This is a genomic window from Sorangium sp. So ce117, from assembly GCF_051524395.1.
GTDB classification, from domain to species: domain Bacteria; phylum Myxococcota_A; class Polyangia; order Polyangiales; family Polyangiaceae; genus Sorangium; species Sorangium cellulosum_B.
In genome coordinates this window covers 5,213,084-5,231,657 of the sequence record NZ_CP150309.1, presented here as the reverse complement: position 1 = coordinate 5,231,657, position 18,574 = coordinate 5,213,084, and the positions used below count along the sequence as shown (strand labels likewise).

General features: G+C 71.3%; 11 protein-coding genes and 1 pseudogene. 7 read left to right on the top strand and 5 right to left on the bottom strand.

Going from position 1 to position 18,574, the window contains the following annotated elements:
* Positions 1-53: 53 nt before the first annotated feature.
* The gene (locus WMF46_RS19485) at positions 54-1,649 is read left to right on the top strand and encodes a metallophosphoesterase family protein (protein WP_437986980.1); all 1,596 of its coding nucleotides are present in this window, start codon (positions 54-56) and stop codon (positions 1,647-1,649) included.
* Positions 1,650-1,664: 15 nt separating this feature from the next.
* Here the strand turns inward: WMF46_RS19485 and WMF46_RS19480 are convergent, their stop codons facing one another.
* Both WMF46_RS19480 and WMF46_RS19475 read right to left on the bottom strand, forming a co-directional pair.
* Entirely contained in the window at positions 1,665-2,873 is a 1,209-nt protein-coding gene (locus WMF46_RS19480; protein WP_437986979.1) for a glycerate kinase family protein, read from the bottom strand.
* On the bottom strand, positions 2,870-4,378 hold the full coding sequence (locus WMF46_RS19475) for an SLC13 family permease (RefSeq protein ID WP_437986978.1): 1,509 nt from the start codon (positions 4,376-4,378) through the stop codon (positions 2,870-2,872). Before WMF46_RS19475 ends, WMF46_RS19480 begins: the two co-directional genes overlap by 4 nt.
* A gap of 445 nt (positions 4,379-4,823) precedes the next feature.
* Here WMF46_RS19475 and WMF46_RS19470 point away from each other — a divergent pair, with 445 nt between their 5' ends.
* From WMF46_RS19470 to WMF46_RS19445, 6 genes and pseudogenes are all read left to right on the top strand, one after another.
* Complete coding sequence (locus WMF46_RS19470) at positions 4,824-6,044, top strand: vWA domain-containing protein (RefSeq protein ID WP_437986977.1); 1,221 nt, start codon at positions 4,824-4,826, stop codon at positions 6,042-6,044.
* An 88-nt stretch (positions 6,045-6,132) separates the two neighbouring features.
* Complete coding sequence (locus WMF46_RS19465; protein ID WP_437986976.1) at positions 6,133-7,434, top strand: BMP family lipoprotein; 1,302 nt, start codon at positions 6,133-6,135, stop codon at positions 7,432-7,434.
* 83 nt (positions 7,435-7,517) lie between these two features.
* Positions 7,518-7,949: pseudogene (locus WMF46_RS19460) on the top strand (ATP-binding cassette domain-containing protein); the annotation flags it as partial.
* Positions 7,950-8,123: 174 nt separating this feature from the next.
* A complete protein-coding gene (locus WMF46_RS19455) occupies positions 8,124-9,053 on the top strand; it encodes an ATP-binding cassette domain-containing protein (protein ID WP_437987914.1) in 930 nt (309 codons plus the stop codon).
* Complete coding sequence (locus tag WMF46_RS19450; RefSeq protein WP_437986975.1) at positions 9,050-10,135, top strand: ABC transporter permease; 1,086 nt, start codon at positions 9,050-9,052, stop codon at positions 10,133-10,135. The genes WMF46_RS19455 and WMF46_RS19450 overlap by 4 nt, the downstream gene beginning before the upstream one ends.
* Positions 10,136-10,196: 61 nt before the next feature.
* Entirely contained in the window at positions 10,197-11,306 is a 1,110-nt protein-coding gene (locus WMF46_RS19445) for an ABC transporter permease (protein WP_437986974.1), read from the top strand.
* On the opposite strand, the gene WMF46_RS19440 is transcribed toward WMF46_RS19445, so the two are convergent.
* The 3 genes from WMF46_RS19440 to WMF46_RS19430 form a co-directional block, all read right to left on the bottom strand.
* Complete coding sequence (locus WMF46_RS19440; protein WP_437986973.1) at positions 11,291-12,559, bottom strand: DNRLRE domain-containing protein; 1,269 nt, start codon at positions 12,557-12,559, stop codon at positions 11,291-11,293. The genes WMF46_RS19445 and WMF46_RS19440 overlap by 16 nt on opposite strands.
* Before the next feature lie 1,488 nt (positions 12,560-14,047).
* Positions 14,048-14,914: a tetratricopeptide repeat protein gene (locus WMF46_RS19435; RefSeq protein WP_437986972.1), complete on the bottom strand. Its 867-nt coding sequence runs from the start codon at positions 14,912-14,914 to the stop codon at positions 14,048-14,050.
* Positions 14,915-15,127: 213 nt separating this feature from the next.
* Positions 15,128-18,559, bottom strand: coding sequence for a tetratricopeptide repeat protein (locus tag WMF46_RS19430; protein WP_437986971.1), 3,432 nt, complete (start codon positions 18,557-18,559; stop codon positions 15,128-15,130).
* Between the last annotated feature and the right edge of the window lie 15 nt (positions 18,560-18,574).

The window sequence follows — 18,574 nt, the reverse complement described above, 5'->3', positions numbered from 1 at the left end:
TCGCGGCCCGAGCGGCTCCTTGACGGTCCTGCCCGGGGCACGTCAAATGAGGCATGGCGCGAAGGGCGGCCCTCCGAGTCCTCTACCTGGCGCTCTTGCCGGTCCTCGTCCTGTTCGCGCTGGTCATCACCCCGGCCCTCGTCGTCTCCAGCGTCGCGAGCCAAGGCCGCGTGTGGCGGCCGGAGACATGGAAGAAGATCTCCTACGGGAGCCGCTACTTCCGCTCGTCGTTCCGGGGGAGGCTCGGCGAGGTGGTCGACGTCATCGACGTCGTCCGCGATCGCCTGATCCTGCTGCTCGTCCTCCTCGCCGCGGCCTGCGGCGCCGGCGGGCTCGCCGTGTACGCCCTCGAGGTCGGCGTCCCCGCCTGGCTCTCCTCGTGGCTGGACGGGTCGTTCCTCTCCTTCCTCGCGTCCTGGTTCCCCGCGGGCGGCAGGCTCTCCTTCGGCGGCGGGGCCGCGCTCGTCCTGGCCGTGTGCACGGCGCTCGCCGCGCTCGCGCTCGGGCTCTCGCTCTATGCCTGGCTCGCGTCCGCCCTGGGCGAGGCGACCCGCGTGATCCTGCGGTATGGCGGCGCGGCGACGCTCTTCCCCGATCCTGGCGACGCGATCCCCGGCGGGCGGCTCGTCCTCTGCCAGATCTCCGATCTCCACATCACGGCGGGCGGCCGCGAGCCGTACGAGATCGAGGAGGGCTCCGCCGCGTGGCCGGAAGGGGCCCCTCGCCCCGACACCGCCGAGCTGACAGGCCGCCTCCGGCGGCTCGTGGCGGAGATCGCCGCCATGAAGCCGCCGCTCGTCGCGCTGACGGGCGACATGACCGATCTCGGGGAAGAGGCGCAGTGGGACGAGCTCGAGGCGGCGCTCTCCGGCATCCCGGCCTCCTCGCAGGTGCTCATGGTGCCCGGCAACCACGATGTCGCCATCAACCTCGGCACGTCGCCCGACCCCTACCTCACGAAGCGGGCGGAGCGCGAGCAGCGCTTCATCGAGGTGCTCACCCGCGTGGAGCGCGGCCCCTTCCAGCCTCCCCTGCACGTCCCGGCCCGCAAGCGCGCGCGGCGGCGGCTGCGCGCGATCGCCGGCCTGTATCCGAGGCGGCTCGATCTCGGGGGCGGTATCCGGATCTTCGGCCTCAACTCCAACCGTTACAGGTCGCGGTTCGTGGGGTCGAACGCGATCGGGCAGATCGGCGGCGCTCAGCTACGGCGCCTCGCCCGCGCGCTCCGGCGGGGGTCCGGCCCGGTCATCGTGCTGCTCCACCACCACGTGGCGCGCCTCGCGGGGCCGATCTCGCTCAACGACACGTTCATGATCGCCATGGATGGCCCGCGCCTCCTCGAGATGCTCGCGGCGTATCAGCAGAAGAACCCGAAGAAGAACAGCGCGCTCGTGCTCCACGGGCACAAGCACCTCGCGTTCTTCGGCCACTACCGCTCGAAGAGCGGCGGTCGCGTCGGCGTGTACGCGCACCCCTCGTCGACGCTCGGCCACGAGACCGACGGCCACCTCGACGGCGTCGCCAGGTTCGCGGCGATCCGCCTGACGGACGACGGTATCTGGCGCGTCGAGACGCACCCGCTCCGCCCCGCGCGCTCCGCCGCGCCGGCGCCGCCCGCCGCAGCCGAGGCCGAGGCCGAGGTGTCTTGACCGGCCCAGGTCGGGTCAGCCCGCCCGCGCGCGTGGACGCGGATGCCCGCGCGCCTTGCGGAGCCCGGGGAGACCTCGGCCGATGAGGATGTAGCGCAGCGCGTTCTCGGCCGCGTTCGCGATCAGGAAGGGTGCACGATCCATGGCCTCGGACAGCGTGCATGGAGCCTCGAGGATCGACGAGAACGAGTCGATGCCGCACGCGTAGTTCACGCGCGCATCCTCGTCGATGGTCCCTGCCAGAGCGATGACCGGCAGCCTGAAGTGCTTTGCGCGTCTGGCCAGCTCCGCCGGCATCTTGCCGCGCGAGGTCCGGGCGTCGAGCCCCCCCTCCGCGGTGACGACGAGATCCGCGTCGCGCAGGAGGCCGTCCAGGTCCAGGTAGCGGACGAGGACATCGTAGCGAGGCAAGAGCGTCGCCTTCAGCAGGGCATGGAGCCCCGCGCCGAGGCCTCCGGAGGCGCCTCCTCCCGGCATGGTCCTCACGTCCACGCCCACGTCGCGCGCGATGATGGCGGCATAGCGCTCCAGGGCCGCCTCCAGCCGCGCGACCATCTCCGGGGAGGCGCCCTTCTGCGGGCCGAACACGCGCGCCACGCCGCCAGGACCGCAGAGGACGTTGCGCCAGTTGCACGCCACCTCGATCTGCACGCGGGGAATGCGGGAGTCCCTGCCTGAAGGGTCGATGCGGTCGAGCTCCAGCAGCGCTCCTCCTCCCGCTCCGATCTCGATCCCCGCCGCGTTCAGCAGGCGGATGCCCAGCGCCTGGGCCATGCCCGCCCCGCCGTCGTTGGTGCCGGAGTCGCCGCAACCGAGGAGCAGCCGCTCCGCGCCCGCGTCGAGCGCGGCGCGGATCAGCTCGCCGACGCCGCGCGTCGTCGTGGCCATCGGGTTGCGCGCGTGACGCGGGACGAGGCGAAGCCCGGCGGCAGCGGCCATCTCGATCACCGCCGTCCGTGCTCCGGCGCCGCCGAGGAAGCCGAAATGGGACGCGACAGGCTGGCCCAGCGGGCCTGTCACGATCGCGGGGTGCAAGGAGCCGCCCGTCGCCTTGACCAGCGCCCGGGTGAAGCCCTCGCCGCCGTCCGTGAGCGGCGCCTTCAGGAGGCGCGCTTCCGGCAACGCGCGCCGGATGCCCGTCGCGATGGCCTCGGCGACCTGCTCCGCATCCAGGCATTCCTTGAAGCCCGACGGAGCGATCAGGATGCGCAGGGGGCTCGTCATGGCGCGAGCCCCATCCAGCGCCAGTAGGTGAAGTAAAAGACGGCGATCGACGCCAGGTGGATCGGGAGCATGACGGCGCTGAGGAGCAGGAGATCCGCCGGGCGGAACGTCTCTCCGTCGAGCCCCTGGAACATCAGGAGCGCCTTGGAGCTCACCGGGAACGTCAGGCAGTAGTCGATGCCGACCGTGCCGATGAAGAGGACCGCCGCGGGGTCGAGATCGCGATCGGCGGCGAGCTGCAGCAAGATGGGGCCGAGCGCGACGATGCGAGCGACGTGGGAGGTGAGGTAGAGATGGGACGTCAGCGACATCACGCCGACCGCCACGACGAAGAACAGGTGCCCTCTGGCGCTCTCGATACCGCTGTTGCGGAGCAGCGCCTGAAAGAGCCAGCCGGATGCGCCCGTGTCGATCAGCGCTCCTCCCAGGACGAGCGCTGCTGCGACGAAGAGGAGGAGGTTCCAGTCGACCGCCTTCACGCCTTCCTTCCAGCGGAGCGCGCTGCCAGGCGCCGTGAGCGCGAGCGCGCCGGCCAGCGTGACCGTGGCGCTCTCGTAGCCGTGCCACCGCTCCGAGAGCCAGAGAACGACCATCGTCGCGCCGACAGCCAGGGTGATCCGCTCCGATCGCGACAAGGAGCCTCGCGGGCGCCGGGGAACCCGGATGCATCGCCCGCGGCGCTCGCCGTCGAGGAAGAGCGCCATGATGACCGCGCAGGCGGCGCCGCTGGCCACCATGCCGAACGGCATCCCGTAGAGGACCCACTCGCCGAAGGACAGCCGACGGCCGGTGACCTGGCTCAGCAGCTGGTTCGCCACGAGGTGAGACCCCGCGCCGACCAGCGAGCCGATGGTGCTGACCAGGATCACCGCGGGGAACAGCAGCGCGAGGGCACGGGTGATGCGCGGATCCGCCGTGATGGAAGAGATGCTGCGGAAGATGGGAATGGCGATCACGGCGCGGCCGGAGACCGACGGGACGAAGAGCGACGAGGGGATGAGCACGGCCGTCAAGCACCAGAACAGGCCGCGCACGGTGCGAGCGCGCTCGACCACGCGCTGGGCCAGCCGCATCGCCAGGCCGGACTGCTCGACCGCGCCGCCCAGGATGAACGCGCCGATCATCAACCAGATGACGTCGGACGCGAGGGAGTCGAAGAGCCGTTCCTGGGGGCTGACGCCGGTCAGGAGGAGGAGCAGCGCCGCGCCGAGCCCGACGTACGCCACGTCGAGCGACGTTGTCGACCAGAGGATGATCGCCAGCAGCACGGCGAAGAGCGCGATCCGGGCGGGCGCCGGCAACGTCGCCGGCAGGACGACGGCGAGCCCCGCAGCGATCGTCAGCGAGAAGGGCAGGAGGACGCGAACCCGATCGGCAGGGCGCGGCGAGGGCGGCGGGCGGGCGGCCACGGCATTGCTGCCGTCCGCGGCGCGTTCGAGGCCGGGCGCATCCTCATGATTTGCGTCGCTCGATGACATGAAGATCGCCCGCCTGGAGGAAGGCATAGTCCGTGCCCCATCCTGCAACCGTGCTGACGAGACAGGCTGCTTGCACGCCGCGATCACGGCCGCGGATGCGCCCGACCCAAGCCCGGCGCGGCGCCGTTCTCGTCCGGCGCCAAGGTCCGCCTGGTCGACAACGTTGCCCACCAGAGCCGGCGCTCTCAGCCCCTTCCATACACCGGGCGTCGCGCACCGAGCTGTGGTGAGAGAGGAGACCACACTTCAAGGAATGCTGGGCCGCGGCAACCCATTGCCGGACCGCGTTGGCGGAAAGCAGCATTTCTGATCCGTGCGTCGTCCGGCTGCCATGTTGGTCAGCTATGCTTCCCGGATGGCGAGCACCGGGAGCGAGCTTCAAGGCCGTGTCTGCTCCGGGTGTCTCACGCAGAATCGACGGCTTTGGCGCCGGCGACACGCGCCCGGCCGCGCTTCATGGAGGGTTCGACTTATGAGATTGCCCACGATGGCCATTGCGTTGCTGACAGTGGGTGCGATTGGCGTTGGATGTGGGGGCAATGGTGCCAGCGACGGCGATGAGAGCTCGCAGAGCGGCGGCCCGGGGAGCGGGGGCTCTGGCCAGGGGAGCTCCCAGAGCACGAGCGGCGATTTCGGATCGGGTGGTCCGGGCGCAAGCGGCTCCTCGGGGCAAGGCGGCTCCTCGAGCAACGGCAGCTCCTCGGGCCAAGGTGGGGCGTGCGCCACCCAGTCGGCCAGCGCCGACCTCCAGCCCGTGTACCTCGCCTTCGCGTTCGACGTGTCCGGCAGCATGGGCATGGGCGACGAGCCCTGGTACGACAAGGAGCTCAAGTGGGATCCCGTCGTGGCGGCGACGAAGCAGTTCTTCAGTGATCCCCTGTCCGAGGGCATCAACGCGTCGCTCAGGTTCTTTCCGAGCGAGGACGAGGACCGCGACGAGAAGTGCGCGGCCGACACCTACGAGAGACCGGAGGTCCCGATGACGCCGCTGCCCTCTGCGCGCTTCGAGGAGGCGATCACGGCCGTCACCCCGGCCACCAGCGCCGACTGGCGCGGCGGCACGCCGACGCTGTTCGTCATGCAGGGGACGATCTCGTACGTCGAAAGCCAGCGGCAGGCCACGCCCGGCAGGTACGCCATCGTCCTCGTCACGGACGGCTATCCTGCGGGCTGCGGCACGGAGGCCAACAGGATCGATGGCGTGTCGGACGCCGCGGCCGGCGCGCTCGCGGACGGCGTCCCGACGTACGTCATCGGCGTCGACAACCCCCCGATCGAGGGCGCCCCGCACGACCTCGACAACCTGCACCAGATCGCCGACGCGGGCGGGACGGAGCAAGCCTACCTGATCGACACGGGCAATCCCGGGGCGACCTCGGCCGCCTTCAAGGCGGCGATCGACGCGATCCGCGGCGCCTCGGTCTCCTGCACGGTCGAGATCCCGCCCGCTCCCGACGGGCGGAGCTTCGACGCGCAGCGGGTCCGCGTGACGTACCAGAGCGGCGGAGGTAACCCGACGGCGCTCTCCTACGACCAGGAGTGCGCGAGCGAGAACGCCTGGCGTTACGACAGCGCCGCGAACCCGACCCAGATCGTGCTCTGCGACAGCACGTGCGCCACGATCCAGTCGGACCCCGAAGCGGCCCTGGGGGTCGACTTCACCTGCGAAGACGTGATCGTGATACCGCAGTGAAACGCGGACGACGCCCAGCACCTGCGCTCGGCGTCGTCCGTCTCGGCGGTTCTTGACACCCTGCGACATTCCCGCCCACGATGCCTCGGTGACACCTCGCTCGCCGAAGTCGCCCGCGTCCCTCGCTGTCCCGCGCCCCGCTGCCCGCCCGCCCGCCGCCCTCACCATCGCGCTGTCGCTGCTGGCCGGCGCGTGCCAGGGCTCCTCGACGAGCACGAGCCCGCCGTCGGAGAAGACCTCCGGCCCCAGCGCCGCGGCGCCGGCGAGCGCTGCGCCCGCGGCGCCGGCCGCCGCATACAAGGTCGGCATGGTGCTGGTCGGCCCCTACAACGACAAAGGGTGGAACCAGGCCCATCACGACGGCATCCGGTCGGTGCTCGCCAAGATGCCGGACGTCGGCTTCGAGTATGTCGACAAGGTGAACCCGGCCGACCGCCCGAACGTGAAGGGTTCCCAGGTCGCGGACGATCTCATCTCCCGGGGCGCGCGGTTCGTCGTCTACAACTCCGACGATTACAAGGACGACGCCCTCGAGACCGCGCGCAAGCACCCGGAGGTCACGGTCATCCATATCTCCGGCGATTACGCCTGGAAGGAGGGCAAGAACCACAAGCCCCAGCCCAACCTGGGCAACCTCATGGGGCGTATCGAGACGGCCCAGCACGTCGCCGGGTGCGCCGCGGCGCTCGGCACCGAGACGGGCAAGATCGGGTATGTCGGCCCGCTCGTGAACGACGAGACCCGCCGGCTGGTCACCGCGGCGTACCTCGGCGCGCGGTACTGCTGGGAGAAGTACCAGAAGAAGAAGCCGGAGGACCTCACGTTCAAGGTCACGTGGATCGGCTTCTGGTTCAACATCCCGGGCGTCACCCTCGACCCCACCAAGGTGTCGGACGACTTCATCGGCGGCGGCTTCGACGTGCTGATGACCGGGCTCGACACGCCCGAGGCCGCGCTGCAGGCCAAGAAGGCGAGCGGCGCGGGCAAGAAGGTCAAGTACGTCCATTACGACCACAGGGCCGGCTGCGACCTGGCGCCGGAGAGCTGCCTCGGCGTCGCGTACTACAACTGGGCGCCGCTCTACCGCGACGCGATCGAGAAGGCGCGCGCGGGCAAGTACGCGAGCGAGTTCGTCTGGCGAGGGCCGGACTTCCGCGACCTGAACGGCGAGTCGTCGGTCGTCGGCTTCGGGCCTGGCGCCGCGCTGGGAGAGGCGCAGGCGCCGCTCGGCGCGTTCGTCATCGAGCTCGCCAACGGGCTCGACCTCTTCAAGGGGCCGCTCAAGTTCCAGGACGGCACCGAGTTCCTGAAGGACGGCGAGGCCGCGACGCCCCAGCAGATCTGGTACCTGCCGCAGCTGGTCCGGGGGATCACCGGGCCGAGCAAGTAGCCGTCTCCTGGCGGTGATCCATGCGGATCGAGATCGAGCGCGTCGCGAAGCGGTTCGGCCCGGTCAAGGCCAACGACGGCGTGTCGCTGACGATCCAGGCTGGCGCCGTCCACGGGCTGCTCGGTGAGAACGGCGCCGGCAAGAGCACGCTCCTCCGCATCCTGGGCGGGCTCCTCCGCCCGGACGCGGGCCGATTGCTCTTCGACGGCCGCCCGGTGGCGCTCGCGAGCCCGGCGGAAGCGCTCGCCGCCGGCGTCGGCGTGCTCCACCAGGAGCCGCTCGATTTCCCGCCGCTCACCGTCCTGGAGAGCTACCTGGTCGCCCGGCCCCGCGCGGCCGGCGCGGGCGTCTTCCTCCCCCGGCGCGCGGCGCGCGAGGAGCTGCTCGCGCTCGCGGCGCGCTTCGGCTTCTCCGTCGACCCGGACGAGCACGTCGCCCGGCTCACCCTCGGGGAGCGCCAGCAGATCGAGCTCTTGCGGCTCCTCTCGCTGGGCGTCCGCGCGCTGCTCCTGGACGAGCCCACGACCGGGATCTCCGGGGCGCAGCAGGAGGCCCTGTTCTCCGCGCTGCGGCGGCTCAAGGCGGACGGCAAGGCGATCGTCCTCGTGTCGCACAAGCTCTCGGACGTCGAGGCGCTCTGCGATCGCGTGACGGTGTTGAGGCACGGCAAGGTGGCGGGAGAGGCGGAGATGCCGGCCGGGGCCGATCGTCTCGTCGCGCTGATGTTCGGCGAGGCGCGTGCGCCTCAGGAGCGGTCCCCTGAGGAAGGCGCTGCGCTCGCGCCCCTGGAGCGCCTGCCCGAGCCGAGTGGCGGCGCGGAGCCGAATGGCGGCGTGGCGCTCGCCCTCGAGGGCGTGGCGTTCGGCGATCACCGGCTCGACGTGCGCATCGCCCACCTGGCCGTCCGCCGCGGCGAGGTGATCGGGCTCGCGGGCCTCGAGGGGAGCGGCCAGCGCCTCCTGCTGCGCGCCTGCGCGGGGCTGCTCCGGGCGCGGCGGGGACGCGTCGTCGTGGGCGGGGCCGACCTGACCGGCCGCCCCTACCCGGCCTTCCTGCGCGCCGGCGTGGGCTACCTGCCCGCCGATCGCCGTCGCGAGGGCCTCATCGCGGGCCTCTCCATCGAGGAGCACGTCGCGCTGCGCGCGCCGCGGCCCGGGCTCTTCCTGCGCCCGCGGGAGATCCGGCGCGCCGCCGAGCGGGCGATCGAGGCGCTCCGGATCCGGGGCCGGCCCGACACGCCCGTCGAACGGCTCTCCGGCGGCAACCAGCAGCGCACCCAGCTCGCGCTCCTCCCCGCGGGCCTCGCGCTGCTCCTTCTGGAGCAGCCGACCCGGGGGCTCGACATCGCGTCGGCGCGCTGGGTCTGGGAGCAGCTCCTCGCGCGGTGCCGTGCCGGCGCGGCGCTCCTGTTCGCGTCGTCCGACCTCGACGAGCTGATGCGCTACAGCGATCGCGTCCTCGTGTTCAGCGGCGGGCGCGTCTCGCCGCCCGTCGGCGTCGCCGACCTCACGCTGGACCGGCTCGGGCGGATGATCGGCGGCGAGCTCGACGGCGCCGCCCTGCCCTCGGCGCCTTGTGCACCTGCGCCGCCCCCGGCGCCTGCGGGGTCCGACCGATGAGCGCCGAACCGAGCGCCCCGGCCGAGCCCGCCGCGCGCCGCGCGCCGCGCCGCGGGGCCGTAGCCCTCCTCCTTCGCCTCGCACCGCTCGCCCTGGCGTTCGCGCTCGTGGCGGGCCTCTGCGCGCTCCTCGGCGCCTCGCCGGCGGCTGTGGCCGCGGGCCTGTGGCAGGGCGCGTTCGGCTCCACGGATCGCGCCGCGCGGGTGCTCGTCACGCTGGCGCCGCTGCTCCTCTGTGGGAGCGGCCTGCTTTTCACGTTTCGCGCCGGGCTGTACCACCTCGGCGTCGAGGGGCAGCTCGTCCTGGGCGCCGTCTGCGCCACGGGCGCGGCGCGCGCCCTGTGGCCGCACCTCCCGGCGGGCGCCGTGGTCGCGCTCTGCGTCGGCGCGGGCGCGATCGGCGGGGTGCTCTGGGGCGCCCTCACCGGCGCGCTGCACACGCGGGTCCGGGTGAGCGAGATCTTCGCGGGCCTCGGCATGAACTTCGTGGCCCAGGGGCTGGTCCTGTACCTCGTCTTCGGCCCGTGGAAGCGCCCTGGCGTCGCCTCCATGGCCGGCACCGAGCCGCTCGACGGCGCGCTCCGGCTCTCCACGCTGGGCGGCACCGATCTCAGCCCCGCAGCGCTCCTGCTCGGGGTCCTCTCGCTCCTCGGGACGGCGGTCGTGCTCGGGCGGACCCACCTCGGGCTCCGGCTGCGGGCGGTGGGGCTGAGCCCGCCGGCCGCGGAGGTGCTCGGCGTGCTCGCGGCGCGGCAGGTGCTCCTCGCGTTCGCGGTCTCCGGCGCGCTCGCCGGCGTCGCCGGCGCGCTGCAGGTGCTCGGCACGTTCCACCGGCTCATCCCGAGCATCTCGAGCAACCTCGGCTTCCTCTCGCTGCTCGTGGTGATGCTCGCCGGGCGGCGCGCCGCGCTCGTCGCGCCGATCGCCCTGTTCTTCAGCGCGCTCAACGTCGGCAGCCTGGAGCTCCCGATGACCCTCGGGCTGGAGTCCTCGCTGTCGGGCGTGCTCCAGGGCGCGCTCGTCCTGTTCGCGCTCCTCTCCCCCCGGGCGGCGCGCGGCGGCGGCCGGCCGGAGGTGGCGTGATGGGACGAGGCCCGAAGGGGACGAGGCCGATGGGGGCAGGCCTGATGGAAGGACGCGTCGGATGGAAGGAGCAGCCCTCATGAGCGACGGCGGCGCCGAGCTCCTCTCGCTGCTCGCGACCGCGCTCGCGGCGTCGACGCCGCTCGTCTACGCGGCGGTCGGCGAGACGCTGACCGAGCGGGCCGGGGTCATCAACCTCTCGGCCGAGGGAGCGATGATGCTCTCGGCGATGGTCGGCTTCGCGGCCGCGCTGGGGACCGGGAGCGTCCTCGCCGGCTTCGCCGCCGCGGCCGCGACCGGGGCGCTCGTCGCGCTCGTCGTGGCGATCGGCGGGATCTACCTCGGCCGCTCCCAGATCGCGGTCGGCTTCGTCCTGGCGATGCTCTGCGCGGATCTCTCGTCGGTGCTCGGCGGCCCGTACGTGCGCGTCCCCGGGCCGACGGTGCCGGCGGCGTCGATCCCGGTGCTGCGGGACGTGCCGCTCGTGGGGCCGCTGCTGTTCCAGAGCGATCCCCTGGTGTATGGCAGCTACGTCCTCGTCGCCTGCGCGTGGCTCTTCCTGTATCGCACGCGCGCGGGGCTCCTCCTCCGCGCGGTGGGCGAGCAGCCGGCGGCGGCGCACGCGCGCGGGGCGCATGTGACGCGGGTGCGCACGGCGGCGACGCTCGTGGGCGGGGCGCTCGTGGGCATCGCCGGCGCGGCATACTCGCTCGATTTCAAGGCGGGATGGAGCCACCGCCACACGGCGGGTTACGGCTGGATCGCGCTGGCGATCGTGATCTTCGGCGGCTTCCACCCGGTGCGGGCGGCGCTCGGCGCGTACCTCTTCGGCGTGCTCTCGTCGGCGGCGAGCCTCGGCCAGAGCGCTCTGCCATCGGTGCCGACGCAGGTCTTCAGCGTGGCGCCGTTCGCGCTGATGATCGCGGTCCTCGGGCTCACCTCGAGCGGGCTCCTGGAGCGCGCCTCCGCGCTGCTGCCGAGGGCCGCGCGCCGCCCGCTCCTGCGCGCGTTCGACGCGACGCCTCCCGCGGCGCTCGGGCAGCCCTACCCGGCGGACGACGGGGCGGAGGAGCGGCCGCGCGGGGTGGATCAGAGCGCCGAGGAGCGGTCGTGTGGTGTGGGGGATGGGGCGGAGGGGCGGTCGCGCGGAATGGATCAGCGGGCGAGATAACAGACCTCGAGCCAGGGGCGGTCGCTCTGGAAGGGGTGATCGCTCGAGCGGTACGACGTGCGCCCCTTCGGCCCTTCCTCGACGAGGAAGCCGTAGTTCGGTGTCGTGCCGTCGACCCACGCCTGGACGAGCCCGGTCAGATCGGCGCTCATGGCATAGGGGCTGACATAGGTGAGCTCCGCCGCGGTGGCCTTGTCGTAGCCCGCGGCGAAGCTCTGCCAGGTCACGGTGTCTTCGCGCCACGGCGCGGTGATCCGGTGAGCGCGGACGGTCTGGTCGCTCGATCCGAAGGCGACGACGCCGAACTCTGCCGACGTGACGGTGGCCCCGGCGGGGATGCCGTCGAGCCCGAACCGGTAGAGCGCCTGCTTGCGCGCGCCGTTGGAGTCGCCCGAGTAGTTGTAAGGGATGTGGCCGTCGCTGTAGCGGGGGAAGGCTTCCCAGATATCGGCGTCCTCGACCGCGCCGAAGGCGCCTCGCTGCAGGGTGACGCACACGTCTTTGCATGCGTCTCCGAGGCCGTCAGCATCGCTGTCGAGCTGGTCTGGATTCGCGGCGGCGGGGCAGTTGTCGCAGGCGTCGCCGATCCCGTCGAGGTCGCTGTCGGTCTGGTCCCAGTTGGCGACGCTCGCGCAATTGTCGGTCGCATCACAGAACGTATCGCCGTCGCTATCGCCGAGCGGACACGGATCGCAGGCGTCGCCGATCCCGTCTCCGTCCGCGTCGGCCTGGTCCGGGTTGTCGTGGTTGGCGCAGTTGTCGCAGCCCGCGCCCAGGCCCGGCGCGATGTCGTCGCCGTCGTCGCTCGAGAGCGACGACAGCCCGAGCTCGTAGCCGTCGCAGACGTCGCGATCCGCGCAGGGGATGGGGCCGGAGACCGCATCGTACAGGCAGAGGAGCGACGCGCCTTCGGTCGCCTCGACGTACACGCGGGCGAAGCCGACGGCCATCGACCCGCCGCCGACGACATCGACCTGGAGATCATTGCACGCCGCGGGATTGTAGAGGGCGAGGACGTCGGGCTCGGTGAACGTCCTCTGGAGCGTCTCTGAATTGCAATCGCAGCCGTTGGTGCTCGCGACCGTGTCGAGGTGGACCCCATTCAGGTACAGCGAGAACGCGCCGGCGGCGCAATCGGCGTGGTTGATGGTGAAGGTGATCGCTGTCGGTGCCCCCAACGCCGTCCCGGGGATCCCTGCGAGCACGAGAAGAGAGAGGCATGCGCTAGCAGCGCTCGTATGGAAGTATCGCATGATTCTTCTTATATTCTTAGTTTAGACAACATACAATAGCCCTGAGAGGTTTTTGGTTCGGTGGTGTGCGCGCGCGTGCATGTGTCGCGTGTAACGTGTCGCGTGTCCCGTGTCGCGCAGTGAACAGCGGGGTACACGACGCGCAGTGAACGGCGGGATACGCGTCGCGCAGTGAACGGCGGGATACGCGACACGCAGTGAACAGCGGGGTACACGACGCGCAGTGAACAGCGGGGCACACGACGCGCAGTGAACGATAGGGCACGCGCCGTGGGGTGAACGGCGGGGTACGAGACGCGGGTCACGCATCCGGCGGTCAACCCGGCGGGCTGGCGGTTGGGCAGCGCCTTGACACCATCGCCGTCCGCATTCGTCATGACGCCGGTCGTGGTGGTGCCGGTTTCGATGGGACGTTGCGGGCGTTCAGGCGGCTTGCCGCATTGACGATTTCTTACGGCGCTCCGCTGCGCGCGCTCGGGTACGGCCGGGACGCTGGCGCGCAACCGGCGGCTGGGATATAGCGTTACGATCGGGCGAACATCGGCGTTCACTCAGATTTGGCCAGGACGAGAGGCAGGCAGGTCTCCTCCGTTGATCTGGTACAGCTCCCAAAGCTGGACGCGCCGTCCGCCCAGGCGCTGGGCACGAACGATTTGACCGCCGCGAGGGCCTTGCTCGGGACGATGCCGCGGTCAGGAAAATTCCCCGGGGGGTGATCGAGGCGCTGCGGACCTATGGGGGCCGCTTGTCGGGCATGATCGGTAAGCGGGATCCGCGGAAGACGGAGATCGTCCGGCGGCTGCTCGCGCCCATCGAGACCGGCGGCGGTGCGGGGCAAGGCGGCGGAGACGGCGCCGGGCATGGCGGAGCCGAGCCCGGTGGAGGTCGGCGTCGAGCTCGACGCACCGTAGGGCAAAGAGGGCGGACGATGTCCGGATCGACCGGGGATGGTCCGGACCAGGCGGGCGCGACCAGCGGATCGGTCGAGCCCGCGTCCGCGCGTTGCAGCAGGTAGGCGGCGCGCAGCGGCTCGGTCGACGGCGGCACCTCGCGCCGCACTTCGAACCGGCGTGGGCCCCGCTGGACCAGCTGCGCCGCGAACAGCGCGTGCCAGGCCGTCCGGGTCGAGCCCATGGGCGTCTTCGACGGGCGGGACAGGCGGGGCCACGTATCCGCGCCGCAGCGCACTGCCAGGGTCTGCAAGCGACGGTTCACCTGCTGGTGTGCCCGAGGTTGGACCGTGCGGTGTCGCGAGAGCTCAGGAGCCGAAGTCCTGGTCCAGCTGGGCGACCAGATCGTTCCGATCGATGCTGCGCCATGCGCTGCACGCGGCCTTGATGTGCCGCCGCCGAGCGGCCGAGTCGGGCGCGAGAGGCGGTGATGCGGCCAGCCGATGGAGTAAGGCGCCGGGATGCGCTCGTAGAGAGCCAGGGCCTCCTCGTAGCGAGCACGGGCAGCGCTGGTTTCGCTGCGGGTTTGCGCGATGTCTCAAAGGCTTTCGATGCAGTCGGCCTCGCCATGCACAGCCCCCACCTGCCGGTAGAGCGGTAACGCTTCTTGATAGCGCGTCCTCGCCTCGTCGCGCTGTGAACGCTCCAGCGCAATATCTCCAAGGCTTTCGACGCAGTCGGCCTCGCCATGCACAGCCCCCACCTGCCGGTAGAGCGGTAACGCTTCTTGATAGCGCGTCCTCGCCTCGTCGCGCTGTGAACGCTCCAGCGCAATATCTCCAAGGCTCTCGACGCAGTCGGCCTCGCCATGCACAGCCCCCACCTGCCGGTAGAGCGGCAGCGCTTCCTGGTAGCGCGCTGTGGCCTCGTCGTGCTGTGAACGCTCCAGCGCAATATCTCCAAGGCTCTCGATGCAGTCGGCCTCGCCATGCACAGCCCCCACCTGCCGGTAGAGCGGCAGCGCTTCCTGGTAGCGCGCTGTGGCCTCGTCGTGGCCGAACAAGCGCAGCATATCGTCGCCCTCTGCCTCCGCCACCGCCTCGATCTCCGCGACCGGCAACGCGAAGGCTCCGCACTGGAGACGCCAGTAGCCGTCGCCGAGGTCGATCCAGGAGAGGCCGAGGTTGGCCACGTCGGCGTCGAGCGACGTGACGACCAGCACACCGCACAGGTCGCTCCGCTGCTCGATGCGCTCGGGCTCGTCGGCATAGTAGATGTGTAGGTGGCTGAGCAGCCCGTCGATGTTGCGACGACGGCAGGGCCGGCCGACGCTCTTGAACTCGACGATCGTGTCCCGGGGCAACAGGGCGCATGGCCTCGTCAGCGTGCCCGCCGGCTCCGTCGGCCCCGCTTCCGCGCGCTGTAGCAGGTGGTCGGCGCGCAGCGGCTCGGTCGACAGTGGCACCTCGCGCCGCACCTCGAACCGACGCTAGCCGCTGGACGAGCAGCGCCGCGAACAGCACATGCCAGGCCGTCCGGGTGGAGCCCATCGGGCGCCTCTAGCAGTCTGGACGGGTCGGGGCCAAGTATCGGCGCTGCGAGCGCGCCGAAAACTCCGCGAACGACGAGTCACATGCTGGTGTGCCGAGCCCGGAGGACCGTGCGGTGTCGCGAGAGTTCAGGAGCGGGAGTCGTGGTCCAAGTGGGCGATCAGGTCGAGCCGATCGATCCTTTGCCATGCGCTGCGCGCAGCGTCGATATGTCTGCGCCGGGTGGCGGAGTCGGGGGCGATGGTGGCAAGACGGTGATGGGTCCGGCCGATGGAGCAGGGCTCCGGGATGCGCTGGTATAGCGCGAGCGCTTCCTCGTAGCGAGCACGGGCCACGCTCGAATCGCTGTGGGCTTGCGCGATGTCTCCAAGGCTCTTGATGCAGTCGGCTTCGCCGCGCACAGACCCCACCTGCTGGTAGAGCGGCAGCGCTTCCTGGTAGAGCGCCCTCGCCTCGTCGTGCTGCGAACGCTCCAGCGCGATGTCTCCAAGGCTCTTGATGCAGTCGGCTTCGCCGCGCACAGACCCCACCTGCTGGTAGAGCGGGAGCGCTTCCTGGTAGAGCGCCCTCGCCTCGTCGTGCTGCGAACGCTCCAGCGCGATGTCTCCAAGGCTCTTGATGCAGTCGGCTTCGCCGCGCACAGACCCCACCTGCCGATAGAGGGGCAGCGCCTCCTGGTAGAGCGCCCTCGCCTCGTCGTGCTGCGAACGTTCCAGCGCGATGTCTCCAAGGCTCTTAATGCAGTTGGCCTCGCCGTGAACAGACCCCACCTGCCGGTAGAGCGGCAGCGCCTCCTGGTAGAGCGCCCTCGCCTCGTCGTGCTGCGAACGCTCCAGCGCGATGTCTCCAAGGCTCTTGATGCAGTCGGCCTCGCCGGCTACCGACCCCACCTGCCGGTAGAGCGGCAGCGCCTCCTGGTAGAGCGCCCTCGCCTCGTCGTGCTGCGAACGCTCCAGCGCGATGTCTCCAAGGCTCTTGATGCAGTTGGCCTCGCCGAGCACACCCCCCACCTGCCGATAGAGCGGCAGCGCCTCCTGGTAGCGCGCCCTCGCCTCGTCGTGCTGCGAACGGCTCAGCGCGATGTGCCCAAGGCTCTGGATGCAGTCGGCCTTGCCGGCTACCGACCCCACCTGCCGGTAGAGCGGCAGCGCCTCCTGGTAGAGCGCCCTCGCCTCGTCGTGCTGCGAACGCTCCAGCGCGATGTGCCCAAGGCTCTGGATGCAGTTGGCCTCGCCGGCTACTGACCCCACCTGCCGGTAGAGCGGCAGCGCCTCCTGGTAGCGCGCCCTCGCCTCGTCGTGCTGCGAACGCACCAGCGCGATGTGCCCAAGGCTCTGGGTGCAGTCGGCCTTGCCGGCTACCGACCCCACCTGCCGGTAGAGCGGCAGCGCCTCCTGGTAGCGCGCCCTCGCCTCGTTGTGCTGCGAGCGCTCCAGCGCTATGTCTCCAAGACTCTTGATGCAATTGGCCTCGCCGGCTACTGACCCCACCTGCCGGTAGAGCGGCAGCGCTTCCTGGTAGCGCGCCCTCGCCTCGTCGTGCTGCGAACGCTCCAGCGCGATGTCTCCAAGGCTCTTAATGCAGTTGGCCTCGCCGGCCACTGCCCCCACCTGTCGGTAGGGCGGCAGCGCTTCCTGATAGCGCGCCCTCGCCTCATCGTGCTGCGAGCGTCTCAGCGCGATGTCTCCAAGGCTCTGGATGCAACTGGCCTCACCGACCCTATCGTCTACCTGCCGGTAGAGCGGCAGCGCTTGCTGGTAGCGCGCCCTCGCCTCGTCGTGCTGCGAACGCACCAGCGCGATGTCGCCTAGACGCCGGGCGCACAGCGCCTCTCGCCGCCTATCCCCGGCGCGCCGCGCCACCTCCAGCGCCCGACCAAGGGGCAATAGAGCCGCATGCCCGGAGAAACGCGCAAACTCCGTCAGCGCGACAGCGATATCGATCCACCGCGGGGCCTCACCGCCGTCCAGCCCGCGCCTGATCACCGCGTCCAGGTTCGCCGTCTCCGGCGCGAGCCGCACCGCCGCCTCGGCACCCCCGGGGCTGCCCGGCAGCGGTCCGAACGTGCGCGCGAGGTCCCCGTAGCGAGCCATCGCCTGGCCGAGATCCTCGGCAGCCGGCGGGTGCGCTGCCTTCACGTACTCGCGCGCCGGCGAGAGCATCTTCAGCCGGCCGCCCTCGAAGTAGGCCAGCCTCACGTGCGCCAGCACGCGCGCCGCCGCAGGCCCGGCGTCCGGCAGGACCGCGTTGAGATCCCGCTGCGCGATGCCGTCCGGCAGCACCGCGAGCACCGCGAGCAACCGGCGCGCTCCGGACGTCATCCGACGCGCCCCGATCGACAGCTCTAGCGACGTCCTCCAGCTCCGGAGCCGATCGCACGTTCCGCCCTCGCGCTCCAGCACCGCGGTCCGACGCGCCTCCCACTCCTCCTTCAGGTTGACCAGATCGTTGCCCTGCGCCGCGTGAGCGAGTAGCTCGATCGCTAGCGGAACGCCCTCCTGCAGCGAGAGGAGCGCGGTGAGCGCGGGTGTGCCCCGGTGCTCCTCGCCCGCGATGGCGCAGAACATCGCCTCCGCCTCCGTAAGCCCGAGCGGCCAGAGCTCGACCGGCGAGTTCCAGGCCACCCGCCCCGGTCGGCTCGCGCCGCGCACCGACGCCGCGATGGCTAGCCGCGGAATCGCCGCGAGCTCTGCGAGCAGCTCCTCGGTCCCGGCCTGGTCGTCGCCGCTCCAGGGCGTCTCCAGGTTGTCCAGCACGAGGACCGCCGGCGCCGCGGCGAGGAACGACAGCGCCCGCTGCCACCGATGCGGCCCCGGATCGACGCGCAGCGCGTCGGCCAGGGCCACAGCAGCGGACGCCGCGTCCGGCGCGGCGTCGAGCCGAGCGAAGAAGCGACGCTCCCCGAAGCGGGCCACGACGTCGGACCGGTGCAGGACCGCCAGGCTAACCGTGCTCTTGCCGATTCCCGCCGCGCCGAGCAGCACTGCGCGCCCGGGCGGCTCATGAGAGAGCGCCGCGGCGAGCGAAGCAATCACGGCGTCCCTGCCGATGCACCGCTCCTCGGGAGGCAGCCCCGCCGCCAGGGAGCGCTGCCCTCGGACGGCCGCACGCCGCGCCACCACGCTATCGACCACGTGACGTAGGCCACGCGCCACCGCGGTCCAGGCCCGGTCCCGATCCAGAGCACCACCGATCGGCCCGTCCTTCGGCAAGGGGGCGAGCTTGCCGAACTCGGTCCAGTCCCAGGCGCAATCCCGGACGAGCACCGGCACGACGTCCACCTCGCCCGCGCCGCGCCGGGCGAGCGCTCGCGCAGCTTCCTCGTGCATGTGGCGGTCCGAGGCGACGAAGGCCGGGCTCACGAGGAGCACCACGATCTCGGCCGCCTCGAGCTGCGCGTTCACCTGCGCGGCCGGCTGTCCTCCAGGGTCGACCTTTCCCTCGTGCCAGACCTCGAGCAGCCGCTGCCGCGCGAGGGGCTTCAGGTGAGCCTCGAGCTCGGCGCGTGATCCAGCGTCTTCCGGGACAGACGAGATGAAGAGACGAACCGGCTTCGCCATGCGCGCCCAGGACTG

What these genes read in the sequence shown, in the direction of transcription:
- WMF46_RS19430 (WP_437986971.1), bottom strand. Translation starts at nt 18,559, where the DNA reads ATGGCGAAGCCGGTTCGTCTCTTCATCTCGTCTGTCCCGGAAGACGCT.
- WMF46_RS19470 (WP_437986977.1), top strand. Translation starts at nt 4,824, where the DNA reads ATGAGATTGCCCACGATGGCCATTGCGTTGCTGACAGTGGGTGCGATT.
- WMF46_RS19440 (WP_437986973.1), bottom strand. Translation starts at nt 12,559, where the DNA reads ATGCGATACTTCCATACGAGCGCTGCTAGCGCATGCCTCTCTCTTCTC.
- WMF46_RS19455 (WP_437987914.1), top strand. Translation starts at nt 8,124, where the DNA reads ATGCCGGCCGGGGCCGATCGTCTCGTCGCGCTGATGTTCGGCGAGGCG.
- WMF46_RS19450 (WP_437986975.1), top strand. Translation starts at nt 9,050, where the DNA reads ATGAGCGCCGAACCGAGCGCCCCGGCCGAGCCCGCCGCGCGCCGCGCG.
- WMF46_RS19480 (WP_437986979.1), bottom strand. Translation starts at nt 2,873, where the DNA reads ATGACGAGCCCCCTGCGCATCCTGATCGCTCCGTCGGGCTTCAAGGAA.
- WMF46_RS19475 (WP_437986978.1), bottom strand. Translation starts at nt 4,378, where the DNA reads ATGCCTTCCTCCAGGCGGGCGATCTTCATGTCATCGAGCGACGCAAAT.
- WMF46_RS19485 (WP_437986980.1), top strand. Translation starts at nt 54, where the DNA reads ATGGCGCGAAGGGCGGCCCTCCGAGTCCTCTACCTGGCGCTCTTGCCG.
- WMF46_RS19445 (WP_437986974.1), top strand. Translation starts at nt 10,197, where the DNA reads ATGGAAGGAGCAGCCCTCATGAGCGACGGCGGCGCCGAGCTCCTCTCG.